Raw genomic sequence first — 12,995 nt, 5'->3', positions numbered from 1 at the left:
CGTGGATCTGGTGCTGCTCTCCCATGACCAGCCTGTCGACAACCTCGACGACTCCGGACGAGCACTGCTCGCAGAAATCCAGCTGGTGCTCTCGACGGTCGCTGCGTCAGGCTGTGCCGACGGTGTCACCGGCCTGCCGACGTGGACTGCTCGTCGCCATCCGCTGCCGGGTGGGGCAGCGTCGAGATCCTGGCGGTGCCGGCGCTGCACGGGCCTGAGTGATGCGAGCCGGTGGTGGGGGAGGTGACCGGCTTCGTGCTGCGCCCTGTGGGGCTGCCCACGATCTACATCTCGGGAGACAACGCGTCGGTGGCTGTGGTGGAACAGATCGCCGCCAGGGTCGGGCGTATCGACATCGCGGTGCTCTTCGTCGGCGCGGCCAATGTCGGGCGTTTCGGTGACACCGACCTGACGGTGAATGCCCGCACTGCCGTACTGGCCGCCGGGGTGCTGGGTGACGCCGTGATCGTGCCGGTCCATGCCGAGGACTGGGCGCACTTCAGTGAGAGCCTTAAGCGCCTCGTCCGGGAATTCGGCTACGAGGGGTTGGCCGAGCGGTTGGCGGTGCCGCCGAAGGGGGAGCGTGTCGAGCTGGTGTTCCGAGCTCACGTGGCAACCACACCCAGGTAAGGGAGATGGTGGATCGGGATCTCACGCGTTCAGATGGAGAAGGTGCCTGTATCCGCTTCGAATCAAGCTCTTTCTCAGCCTCTCGGACGGGTGATGGCCGCTCAGCCATCGAGCGATTCCCTGCTCCTTCTCCTCCGCGGACGCGCGAGCGAGGCCGAGTTGAGTGATCAACGAGGTCGTGAACTGGGGTGCGGGCCGGGAATCTGTCGAACGGGAGAAGACGCTGTCGTCGACCAAGCGATCGTTGCTCATCGGCACGGTCAGATCACCTCCACGTCCACAATCGGCAAGTCACCAGTGTAGGCCACATCGAGAACCCGCAGGTGGTGACCGTCGGAAAGCAACAGCTCCTGCTGATACTCCATCTCGGCCGCTCCGACCAGTTTCACCCACGCTGCGGGCGTGCCACGAGGAATCCGGGCGCGGACGAGGCCTGCACCGTCGGCGGACGGGGGCCTGGTGAACTCGTCGACGGCAACCGACCGTGCGATCGAGACAGCCAACAAGCCGTCGGCACGAACTTCGTGTCCAATCAGGGAACTCAGGCCGGCAACGTCCACCTCGAACAGCGCGGATACGTTACGTAGTCCGCGCCATGCGGTGATGTCCGTCGCGAGCCGCCCGGCGGCGATCGCATCCAGCAACAGCTCCGCAACCTCTTCGGCTTCGGGATCGTCTACACCGCTTCGGAGCAGGTTCTGGATACGCCGGTAGAAGCGGACGTCCGCGCGTTGCCACCGTACGAGTGCTGCACGCTGATCCTCCGGCAGCTGCTCGGCCCACTCTCAGTAGTCGGTATCGAGCTGGGAGCTCACGGTTTCTTCGTCGGGTGCGTCGGACACACGGGAATCCCGCACGTGACCGGTAATTGGGACCGATGCGGGGTGTGTGCGTCCGTCGATCGCCTGCTCGGCAGCGCGACGCGCGGACGGGCGAGGCTCGGGCTGTCGCTGTTCTTTGGCAGGATGAGACCCGCAGCGACCCCACTTTATGGCCGCCGCATCACGAGGACCACGAAGGAGGGCAGGCGAAGCGTGAGCATCCTGCTGCGGGACGTCATCGACATCCCCGAACGTATCGGCGCCGACGACTACGTGCTGCGGCTGACCGACAGCACCGACGACGATGCGCACATCCGCGCCACCCTCGACGCCTACGTCCTCACCGATTCGCTCAAGGACAACTTCGTCTCCGCGATCGCTCTCATCGCCGACGCGATCAAGAAGAACACCTCCCGCGGCGCCTACCTCGCCGGCTCCTTCGGCTCCGGTAAGTCGCACTTCATGGCCGTGCTCTACGCGCTGCTCGGCAACCATCCGGCGCTGCGCGTCGACCGGTTCCGCGACCTCACCGGCCGCTACGACGGCGAACTTGCCGGCAAGAAGATCCTGCGTCTCACCTACCACCTCATCGGCGCGAGATCCCTCGAACAGGCCATCTTCCAGGGCTACGTGCGCCAGATCGCTCGGCTGCACCCGGAAGCGCCGCTGCCCGCGCTGCACGTCTCCGACACGCTGCTTGCCGACGCCGAGAATCTGCGCGAACGCATCGGTGACGAGCAGTTCCTCGCCGGCCTCGGCGGCGACTCGGACACCGGCGCCGACGACGGCTGGGGTGGGGTGCTCAGCGACGGCTGGACCCACGACCGCTACCAGAGCGCCCTGGCCGCCCCGGCCGAGAGCGAACTGCGCAAGGAACTCGTCTCCGCGCTGGTGCGCAGTTACTTCTCATCCTTCGTCGAACAGGCCGACTTCATCGACATCGACCGCGGCCTCGCGGTGTTGTCCGAACACGCCAAGTCCCTCGGCTACGACGCGGTGGTGCTGTTCCTCGACGAGCTGATCCTGTGGCTGATTTTCTCCGTCCGCAGCAGCGAGTTCTTCGGCCGCGAATCGCAGAAGATCACCAAACTCGTCGAAGCAGCCGGCAATCCGCGACCCATTCCGCTGATCTCGTTCATCTCCCGCCAGATGGATCTGCGCAAATGGCTCGCCGACGCCGGCGCATCCGGCTCCGAACAGGAAGCATCCGACCGGGCCCTGCAATACCAGCAGGGCCGGTTCCGCACCATCGAACTCGGCAACGACAACCTCGCCGAGGTCGCTAACGTCCGATTGCTGCAGCCGAAGGACGAGCACGCGCGGCAGGTCCTCGACGACGCGTTCCGTTCGGTCACCCGCAGCCCCGAGGTGTGGGACGTGCTGCGCGACTCGATGAACACCACCGAGGACTACCGCGGCGCCTCCGAACACGAATTCCGGCTCACCTACCCGTTCTCTCCGGCGCTCGTGGCGACCCTGCGGGAACTGGCATCGGTGATGCAGCGCGACCGCACCGCCCTGAAGGTGATGCAGCGCATGCTCGTCGAACGGCGCGACACCCTCACCACCGCCGACCTCATCCCCGTCGGCGACGCCTTCGGGCCCATCGTCGACGGCGAAGACCCCATCGACGGCGTCGCCGGCACCCTGTTCACCGCGGCTGCCAACCTCTACAAGGACAAGCTGTTGCCGCTGCTGCTCGCCCGCCACCAGGTGACCGCCGAACAGCTCGAGACGGACCCCGATTCGGTGCCCGCCGGGTTCCGAGCCCACGACCGCATCGCCAAGACGCTGCTGCTCTCGGCGATCGCCCCCAAGGTCCCGGCGCTGCGCGACCTCACCGCCTCCCGCCTTGCCGCGCTCAACCACGGTTCGATCAAGACCCGCATGAAGGGCGGAGAGGCCCGCGTCGTCCTCGGCGTGGTCCGGGAATGGGCCAAGGACGTCCCCGAGATCACCGTCTCCGAGGGCACCAACCCGATCATCCGGGTGCAGCTCGCCAACGTCGACTACAACTCGGTGCTCGAACGCATCCGCGGCGAAGACAATCTCGGCAAACGCAAAGTGCTCATCCGCACCCTCGTGCACAAGGCACTCGGCGTCGACACCAAGCAGGACGACCTCGCCGGCGGCGCCACGCGCACCGTGATCTGGCGCGGATCCCGCCGCGAGGTCGACGTCGTATTCGGCAATGTCCGCGACGCCTCATCGGTCCCCGAACAGAACTTCGACAACCGGCCCGGCACGTGGCGGCTCGTCGTCGACTACCCGTTCGACGAACAGAACTTCTCCGCTGCCGACGACATCGCCCGCATCGACCGGCTCCTCGCCGACGGCGACCGCCACACCATCGTGTGGTTGCCGAAGTTCTTCTCCGACGAGGCGATGCAGGACCTGGCGCTGCTCGTCAAGCTCGACTGGCTGTTCACCGGCACCGGTGACCGCTGGCAGGAGAACACCGACCACCTGTCCCCGTCGGACCGCGCGCAGGCCCGCGGCATCCTGGAAAACCTGTACCGGGGCACGCTCCACTCGTTCGAACGGCTCCTCGAACAGGCCTACGGCATCGAGGCGCCCGACCCGAAGCGATTCATCGACGACCCCGGCCACACCGAGATCCTCGTCTCGCTCAGCAAGGACTTCAGCCCCAAGCTGCCGACCGCGCTCAACCTCGAGGATGCCTTCGACAAGGTCATCGACCAGGCCTTCGCCGCGCTGTACCCGAACCACCCGCAGTTCCCGAGCCCGGACGAGGAAATCACCGCCCGCCACTACGAGATCGTCCGCGGCTTCGTCGAGCAAGCCGTCGCCGACCGACAGGGCCGTGTCCCCACCGCCGGGGCCGAACGTAAGGTCGCGCAGCGCGTCGCCGGGCCGCTGAAGGTCGGCAAGGCCACCGAAGACCACTTCCTCTTCGGGGAAGACACCTTCGCGTTCTGGGCCGGGGAACTCGACCGGGCCGCCGCCGACACCGACCGCGTCACCGTCGGCGTGCTGCAACGCCGCATCGACGCGGTCAGCCCCGCATGGGGCTTGCGGCCCGAAGCCCGCGATCTGATCGTCGCGGCATGGGCACTGCTCCGCAAACGAGCCTGGTTCGAGGCCGGCTCCCCGGTGCCCGCACTGGCCCTGGGACGGATGCGCGAGAGTATCGAACTGCGTGCCGAGGAACTGCCCGAGCAGAACGCCTGGGACGCCGCTCGTCTCTCCGCGACTCAACTGTTCGGCTACACCATCCCGCGCACCTACCTCACCGGCGCGAACGTCGCGGACTTCGCCCAGCAGGTGCGGGTGAAGGCGGGGGAGCGAACCTCAGATCTGCGGCAGGTCGTCGAACGGCTCGCCGACGCCCACCGGGTGCTGGGCTTGGACATCACCGACACCGACCGGATCAGTGCGGTCCGCGCACTCGTCGAACTCTGTGACCGGCTCGTCGGCACCGCCGGCAATGTCGCGCTCATCGATCTGCTCGCAACGGCGACACTGCCCGTCGCGATGGAGACCGCGGGCAACCTGCGTACCGAGGCAGCGGACGACGCGCGGGCGTTGCGCAACGTGCAGTGGAAGCTCGTCGAGACCCTCGTCGCCGGCGCCGAAACCGGGGGTGAGCGCGGTGAATCCGCACGGGTGATCCTGAAGAGCCTGCGCGAGTTGGTCTCGACACCGGGAAGGCAGCTATCGGAGCTGAAGTCGCTGGAAACCCGCGTGGTCGAGTGGGTCGTTTCCGAGGTCAAAGACGACGAGGACGTCATTGACGACGAAGAGATCATCGACGACGGTGGCGACGACGTCGAGGACGGAACCGGGGAGGACGTGGTCACCGACCCCGACACGGTCATCCTTCACGGCATCGATGACATCAAGTCCGTTGCCGACCAGTTGCGGAAGGCATTCGCCAAACACGGACCGGGTCTGCGCGTGAAGTGGTGGGTCGAATGAGCACCCTCACCGTCACCCGCCCCATCATCGCCGCCAAGCTCACGAAGGCCGTGGAGAAGCGGCACCGGAACGGCGTCCTCGGGCTGCGTGCCGCCCCGAAATGGGACGGCGGCGCCTTCGTGCACGACGGCGTGCCCGTCACGGTCGTGCCGTGCCCGTCGACCTTCGCGGTGTGGGAGGCGCTCGAACAACGCAACCACGACGAATGGCTCGTCGTGCTCACCCCCATCGAGGAAACGGAACTCGGTGTCGGGGTCCTTGCGCATCTCGTCGACGGTCGTCTCATCAGTCCCGACCCGTGGGATGCGCTGCGATCCATGTTCTCCGCGACCACCGTCGAACCCGCGCTCTATCGGGTGGCCAACGATCGTGCCCTCGCGATGGGATTGCTCGCCGCGATCCCCACCACCGCGGTCACCCCCGCGCCGGGTGGGGTCCTCACCCGCGCGCACGCGATGTCCGCCGTCGCTCGGGGTGCGCTGGCGATGACCGACGACCCGGCCACCGAGATCGACACGCTCGTCGTCCTCGAATGGAGTCGCCGGCCCGGCGCTGCCGCCGAATTCGAGCGGCTGCGCACCGACGGCGGGACCGAACTCGTCGCCGCCACCACCGCGTGGCTCGCCGAACGAGCGGGCCGCCTCGCCAAACCCGTTGCTGCGCTATTGAAGACCCAGCGCATCGCTGACCTGGTCCCGCTCGGATTGCTCGCCGGCCTCTTCACGGATCCCGGCAGCGACCTCGCGCGCGGCCTGTTTCTCGGTCGCTACGGGCTGACCGGCCTCACGGACGAGGACCTCGCCGCCTGGCACGACGACTCGTCCGGACTCGTCATCGGCACGCTCACCGACAGTGAACGACGTGCCGTACTCGAGTCCGCCGCCGCACACGCGCGTGAACTCGGCATCGACGACCTTGCGGGTCGCTCCGAGTTGCTCCCGCAAGGCCTCACCGCTCGACTCGACGCACTCGCCCACGCCATCGAGGTGGCCATGCCCGGCGACCCCGTCGAGTTCGGGCCGAAACAGGGCGGCCTCGACAATGTCGAACGGGCGTGGCAGCAGACGCTCCGCCACCTCTCGGCCCGTACCTCCTCCTCGTACCGCGCCGCCGAGGCCACCGTGCGATTGCTGCGCTGGCTGGCCGTCGACACCCCCACCACCGGAAACCTCGACGATCACACCCGGCGATACATCGACGGCGACGGCTGGGTCGACGCGGCGCTGGCCGCTGCGTACCGCGGCTCGGACCACCGGGCGCTCGCCGACGCCATCACCCTTGTCATCGACGCTGTCACCGCCCGTCGTCGCGGACACGACCGCCGGTTTGCCGCGGCGCTCGCCGACACGCCACACCCCACCGGGCCGGTCGTCGAACAGCTGCTGCGCACCGTGGTGCTGCCACTCGCCAAGGCCCGACCGACCCTGCTGCTCGTCGTCGACGCGCTGTCGATCGCCGCGGCCACCGACCTTGCTGCTGCCGCGGCCGAACACGGATGGAGCGAAGCCGGGGTGCTCGGCGGCTCCCGCCGGACCGCCGCGCTGGCGGTGCTCCCGACTCTTACGCAACGCAGCCGGTGCTCGTTGCTGTCCGGTGACCTGCGTGAAGGCGACGACTCCGCCGAACGCACCGGATTCCTCGACGCGTTGCGCTCGGCCGGACTCGAAGCAGCCCCCGGCCGGGTCGATCCGATCTTCCACAAGAAGGCCCTCGACACTGTGCCCGCGGGTGCGGACTTGGCCACCGACGTCGCCAACGCGATCGCCGATACCACCGGTCGGCCGCTTGTCACGGCGGTACTCAACTTCGTCGACGACACCCTCCATCACACCGATCCCGGCGGAGCCGATTGGGGAATCGGCAACATCACCCACCTGCGGGCGCTGCTGCAGGCCGCGCAGCGCGCCGGGCGCGCGGTGATCATCACGTCCGATCACGGTCACATCATCGAGCGGCGCACCAGCGTCAAACTCGCTCGCGCGAACCTGTACGGGCAGCGGGCCCACGGCGACCTCGCCCACGTCGAGGACGGCGAGGTCGTGGTGCGCGGACCGCGGGTGCTCACCGACAGCAACACGGTGGTGCTCGCCGTCGACGAGACCGTCCGTTACGGACCGGTCAATGCCGGTTACCACGGGGGAGCGGCACCCGCCGAGGTGCTTGTGCCGGTCCTCGCATTCCACACCGGGGAACGCCCGGCCACCCTCACCGCACTCGATCCAGTCGAACCGCGGTGGTGGTACGCCCCAGTGCAGATCGCAGCACCCGCTGAGCCGCCGACGGCACCTGCGCCCACGAAACAGGCGGCGCCCACCCTGTTCGACACCGACGAACCGGCCCCCGTCACCGTGAACGTCGCCGACCAGGTGATCGCCACCGCGGTGTTCGCCGATCAGGAACGGCTCGCCGGTCGAATCGTGGTGCAGCGTGAACAGATCCGAGCGCTGCTCGCCGCACTGCTCGCGGCGCCAGCGCGGGAACTGACCACGGCGCAAGCGGCGAGCCTGCTCGGCATCGCCCCGGCCCGCGTCGGTGGTGCGCTGCTGCAGATCAAGCGGGTGCTCGACGTCGAGGGCTACGAGGTGCTGCTGCTCGACGGCGGTGTCGTCGGACTCGACGAAGCGGCCCTGCGCGAACAGTTCGGAATCGGGTCGTGACGGCGCCGGTGTCGCCGCGTCGGCGGCGGGAGATCCTCGACGCGTTGCGTCGTGGCACCGTCCCGGCCAACGGGCTCGACCAACTCGCCGTCGGTCTCGGCAAGTTCGAAACCGAACTCGACGCCGAACTCGGCGTTGTTGCCGGGGGTGGCGCGATGTTCAAGGCGGTGCGCGGCGACTACGGCTCGGGCAAGACGTTCTTCGCACGTTGGCTCGCCGACCGCGCCATGAAGCGCGGCTTCGCGGTAGCCGAGGTGCAGATCAACGAGATCGACACTCCGCTGCACAAACTGGAAACCGTGTACCGGCGCAGCATCGAATCGCTGCGCACGGCGTCGATCCACCCGTCGGCATTGCGGCCGATCCTCGACGCGTGGTTGTTCACCGTCGAGGACGACGCCGCGCAACAAGGCGTGGGAGTAGAGGAGTTGCTCGAACGTCGGCTCGCCGACGTCGCCGCACGAGCCCCCGTGTTTCCCATGGCGATTCGCGCGTACCGTCGCATGGTCGAGGAGGACGACCACGACGGCGCCGACGCCCTGGTGGCCTGGCTCGGCGGCCAACCGCACGTCGCCGCATCGGTGAAGCGCCGCGCCGGTATTAAGGGCGACCTCGACCATTTCCTTGCCCTCGGCTTTCTCCGCGGATTGCTTGCGGTGCTGGCCGACGCGGGCAATGCCGGCCTGTTGCTCGTGCTCGACGAGGTGGAGACACTGCAGCGAGTCCGTTCCGACGCGCGCGCCAAAGCCCTCAACGCGCTGCGTCAGTTGATCGACGAGATCCACGACGGGCACTTCCCAGGGCTCTATATGCTCATCACGGGCACCCCGGCGTTCTTCGAAGGTCGGCAAGGTATCAAGTTGCTGCCGCCCCTGGCGGACCGGCTGCACACCGACTTCTCCCGCGATCCGCGGTTCGACAACCCCCGCGCCCCGCAGCTACGGCTGACCGGCTTCGACCTCGACCGGCTCGTCGAACTCGGGGGGCGCGTGCGCGAGTTGTTCTTCACCGGGATCGACGCAGGTGATCGGGTGCGGTCGACCGTCGACGACGAGTTCCTGCGTCGCTTTGCCTCAGCCGTCGCCGGGAACCTCGGTGGCCGCGTCGGCATCGCCCCGCGATTGTTCCTTCGCAAACTCGTCGATGTTCTCGACGTCGTCGAGCTGCATCCCGACTTCGACCCATACACCGACTACGAGATCAAGATCGCGACGACCGAATTGTCCGATGCCGAGCGTGAAGCGCTGTCAGCAGACGACATCGAATTGGATCTATGAACCGTCCCACGATTCCGAGTAGCTCGCGCGCCCTTTCCGATCTGGATCTTCGTATGCGGAGGTTGGAACAAGCGAAGCAGGCTTCCTCGGTCCTTGAATTGAACCGACTGGTCTGGCGTATCAGCAAGCGCGAAGGCTACACCGATAGGCTTCCGTACCTCGATCCGACGTATGGCGGTGTCGACGCGGATGTGATCCTGCTGCTCAAGGCTCCCCAAGCCGACGCCGACCCAAGACGAGGAACGGGCCGGTTAATCTCGCTCGACAACGACGACGAGGTGGCCGCCACGCTGTTCGATTTGTTCCTCGAACTGGGCATCGACAGAGGTCGGTGCGTTGCGTGGAACCTGTGTCCGTTCCCGATCAGCAAGTTCGATCCTGACGACGCCGAGATAATCAGAGGGAAGGATGACTTCAAGTCTTTCAGCGAGCTGATTCACCATCCCCAATCCGTCCTTGTGCTGGGTAGCGTAGTTCGGGACGGGTGGAAGAAGCACTCGTTCGATGATGTAATGCCAGATGCGCATGTTGTCTTCGGCCCGTCGCCGTCTCCTCCAGGAATTAACCGGCCAGGTAGCCTAGACGCTCTGCGTGGCGCATTGATGCGAGCATTCGGGATGTCTACAGAACAGGCGTATCTGTGATCAAGCGGTCTTTCCGCGCTGAGATTCTCTCCTAGGGGAGAGTCAGCATGCACTACTTACCGGTACCGGGAAGTCCACCCTGGTAGATCTGCCTGATACTGCCGGCGCGTTGTCGGCGCCTCGCCGTATCCACGCGATCGATCTCCAACTCGATCGCCCGCTGGAGCGTCACCCCGACCTCGGCGCCATCGGGATAGAGCGTCAGGCCTTCGTGTAGAAGTTGGATTTGTGACTCGCTGCACCCTTGGATGACTGCCCGCATCAGCGGAATGAGTGATCTGCGGAGTTGAGCAGGTGAGCGGTCCCGGCTGAATGTGCTGATTGTGGAACTGATCTGGTCACGTGCGAAACTCAAGGGGTCACTACGACGCCATTCTTCGTACTTGCGTCGTCGCTCCTGCTTCGAGTTGTGCAGATCGGTTGTTCGTTTGGCCTGAGCGCGGCAAGCAGGACACTTTTTGTCCTTACGAGTGGGTCTCCCACACTTGCACATCAGAACCTCACTCGGCGCCGTAGCGGATATTGCGCTTGCGACGATTATGCAGCCGGTTCCGGATGAATACGGCGAAATGCCCTCAAGCAGACGGCCCGAGACGGCGACTATGTGCCGGCGTCACCTACCTGTGCCTGCGACAGTCGGTAGATCCAGCCCTGGCGAACCCGCTACCGAGAAGTAGGGTGACCGCGAGGAGTGAAAGGTGGTACGGGTGTCAGCGTCGAAGTCGAGAACGGACCGGCGGAGTGCCTGCGATATCGCGTGCTCAAGGGATGATCGGTGACCTCTTCCTTCTCGCTTCTCCATCCAGGTGTCCAGTACCACCTCGTCAACACGCTGCGTTGGGACGGCCTTCGCCCCACTCAAGCCGTCGCCGTCGAACCGATCCTCGCGGGCGAGGACGCCCTCGTCCTCGCCCCGACCGCGGGAGGCAAGACCGAGGCGGCGGCTTTCCCTCTGCTCTCGGCGATGGCCGAGCACGATTGGCAGGGCACGTCGGTGCTGTACGTGTGCCCGCTGCGGGCACTGCTCAACAACCTCCAACCACGCATGCACACTTACGCCCAGTGGCTCGGCCGCACCGCCGCCGTGTGGCACGGCGACGTCGGCCAGTCCGCGCGGCAGCGGATCCTGCGGGACCGCCCCGACATCCTCCTCACCACACCGGAATCTCTCGAAGCGATGCTTGTCTCCACGAAGGTCGACCCGCGCGTGCTGTTCGCAGGGCTACGAGCCGTCGTCGTCGACGAGGTCCACGCGTTCGCCGGCGACGACCGGGGCTGGCACCTCCTCGCGGTGCTGGAACGGCTCGCGCGCATCGCCGGCCGTCCCCTGCAGCGCATCGGGCTGTCGGCGACGGTCGGCAATCCCGACGAGCTACTGCAATGGTTGCAGGGTGGGACTCCGGGCCGGCCTCGTCGCGTAGTCAACCCAGCAGTTCCCGCTGCGGCCACGCCACCTGAGATCACCGTCGACTACGTCGGCTCGATCGACAACGCCGCCAAAGTCATCGCTGCCCTGCACCAGGGCGAGAAGCGCTTGGTGTTCGTCGACTCGCGACGCCGCGCCGAAGAACTCGGTGCGGCCCTGCGCGAACGGGGAGTGACCACCTTCCTATCGCACTCGTCGCTCTCGGCTGCCGAGCGGCGCCGGTCCGAAGCGGCATTCGCCGAGGCGCGGGATACGGTGATCGTCGCGACCTCCACCCTCGAACTCGGTATCGACGTCGGCGACCTCGACCGCGTCATCCAGATCGGTTCGCCACGCACCATCGCATCGTTCCTCCAGCGTCTCGGCCGCACCGGCCGCCGCCCCGGCACCACCCGCAACTGTCTGTTTCTCGGCGTCGACGACGAACAGGTACTGCTCACCCTGGGCATGCTCGAATGCTGGTCGCGCGGATGGGTGGAGCCGATTGTCGCACCCCCGTCCCCGCGGCACATCGCGGCGCAACAGATGCTGGCGCTGTGCCTGCAGGAACACCGACTCGGAGAGAGGAGCTGGCGGGACTGGTGGGGTTCTCTGCCGATCTTCGACGAGCACGCCGACGAGATCATGGCGTTCCTCCGCGCGCAGGGCTTCTTCGAGCGCGACGGGAGCTTCCTGCACATCGGACCCGAGGCCGAGCGCCGATTCGGACGGCGATACTTCTCGGACCTGACGGCCGTCTTCAGCGCCCCTCCCGAGTTCACCGTGCTGGCCGGACGCAACGAGGTCGGCACCGTGGGCACCGATCTGCTGGTCGAAGAGGTCGACGGCCCCCGCGTGCTGTTGCTCGGTGGTCGCTCGTGGAGGGTAACTCATATCGATTGGCAACGGCGCCGGTGTTTCGTCGAACCCGTGGACGGCGGCGGGAAGGCCAAGTGGTCCGGCACAGGCGGTGGGGTGTCCTTCGACATCACACAGGGCATGCGCGCAGTGCTGCTCGGCGCCGTACCTGCAGGAGTGACACTGACCCGACGCGCGGAAACGGTGCTTACGGAACTACGGCAGGGCTACGCCGACAGCGTCGATCCGGATGCCTCCGTGCTCACGATGCCGTCGGAAGGCTCGGGACGGTGGTGGACCTGGGCCGGCACCGCCGCCAACCGCACTCTACAAGCATCGCTTCCGGCGCTGGTCGATCCCCGTCAGCGGGTCGATGAGAAGTCCTTGCGTCTCCTTCCGAACATCACCCCGGCAAACGTGAGTGTGGCTCTGGCCGATCCTCGTTGGACCTTCCCGCACGTCGCGCAGAGCGCCGTGGCCGGCCTGAAGTTCTCCTTCGCACTACCACCGGGACTCGCCGAGGAAACGCTGGCGGTGCGGCTCGCGGACGAACCGCACGCCCGAGCAGTCATTGCGATGTGTCACCGGATCCATCGGACCGACCACGACGATTAAGCACCCGTCCGAGTCATGCACTACTCGCACACAGCGCCCGGTGAGTGTGGTCGTGGGCGGAGCTGGATTCGGGGCCCGGTCGAGGGACATGTGAACCGGATGAAGATGCTGAAATGGCAGCTGTACAGGCGAGCCAACTTCGGCCTGCT

7 protein-coding genes are annotated in these 12,995 nt (G+C 66.7%); 6 read left to right on the top strand and 1 reads right to left on the bottom strand.

The features are described 5' to 3' along the window. Nucleotides 1–243: 243 nt before the first annotated feature. On the top strand, nt 244–630 hold the full coding sequence (locus A4U64_RS11195; RefSeq protein ID WP_146034287.1) for an MBL fold metallo-hydrolase: 387 nt from the start codon (nt 244–246) through the stop codon (nt 628–630). 260 nt (nt 631–890) lie between these two features. Here the strand turns inward: A4U64_RS11195 and A4U64_RS11185 are convergent, their stop codons facing one another. Further along, a complete protein-coding gene (locus A4U64_RS11185; RefSeq protein WP_065922560.1) occupies nt 891–1,274 on the bottom strand; it encodes a hypothetical protein in 384 nt (127 codons plus the stop codon). Between the two features lie 87 nt (nt 1,275–1,361). On the opposite strand from A4U64_RS11185, the gene A4U64_RS11180 reads away from it, so the two are divergent. From A4U64_RS11180 to A4U64_RS11160, 5 genes are all read left to right on the top strand, one after another. Continuing rightward, complete coding sequence (locus A4U64_RS11180; RefSeq protein WP_335740038.1) at nt 1,362–5,390, top strand: DUF6079 family protein; 4,029 nt, start codon at nt 1,362–1,364, stop codon at nt 5,388–5,390. Then, nucleotides 5,387–8,047 (top strand): BREX-2 system phosphatase PglZ, encoded by a 2,661-nt coding sequence (pglZ, locus tag A4U64_RS11175; RefSeq protein ID WP_065922558.1) that lies wholly within the window; start codon nt 5,387–5,389, stop codon nt 8,045–8,047. Before A4U64_RS11180 ends, pglZ begins: the two co-directional genes overlap by 4 nt. After that, a complete protein-coding gene (gene brxD, locus A4U64_RS11170; RefSeq protein WP_198163415.1) occupies nt 8,044–9,324 on the top strand; it encodes a BREX system ATP-binding protein BrxD in 1,281 nt (426 codons plus the stop codon). Before pglZ ends, brxD begins: the two co-directional genes overlap by 4 nt. Continuing rightward, the gene (locus A4U64_RS11165) at nt 9,321–9,968 is read left to right on the top strand and encodes a hypothetical protein (RefSeq protein WP_146034288.1); all 648 of its coding nucleotides are present in this window, start codon (nt 9,321–9,323) and stop codon (nt 9,966–9,968) included. Before brxD ends, A4U64_RS11165 begins: the two co-directional genes overlap by 4 nt. 775 nt (nt 9,969–10,743) lie before the next feature. Next, entirely contained in the window at nt 10,744–12,846 is a 2,103-nt protein-coding gene (locus tag A4U64_RS11160; RefSeq protein ID WP_065922556.1) for a DEAD/DEAH box helicase, read from the top strand. The last annotated feature ends 149 nt before the right edge of the window (nt 12,847–12,995 follow it).

This window comes from Rhodococcus sp. WB1, assembly GCF_001700945.1.
Classification (GTDB): Bacteria; Actinomycetota; Actinomycetes; order Mycobacteriales; family Mycobacteriaceae; genus Rhodococcus; species Rhodococcus aetherivorans.
Note: the sequence above shows the minus strand (reverse complement) of the source record. Positions and strands in the feature narration are given on the sequence as shown.

Bases quoted from the DNA above. Each gene is read 5' to 3' on its own strand.
- pglZ (WP_065922558.1), top strand. From the start codon at position 5,387: ATGAGCACCCTCACCGTCACCCGCCCCATCATCGCCGCCAAGCTCACG.
- A4U64_RS11165 (WP_146034288.1), top strand. From the start codon at position 9,321: ATGAACCGTCCCACGATTCCGAGTAGCTCGCGCGCCCTTTCCGATCTG.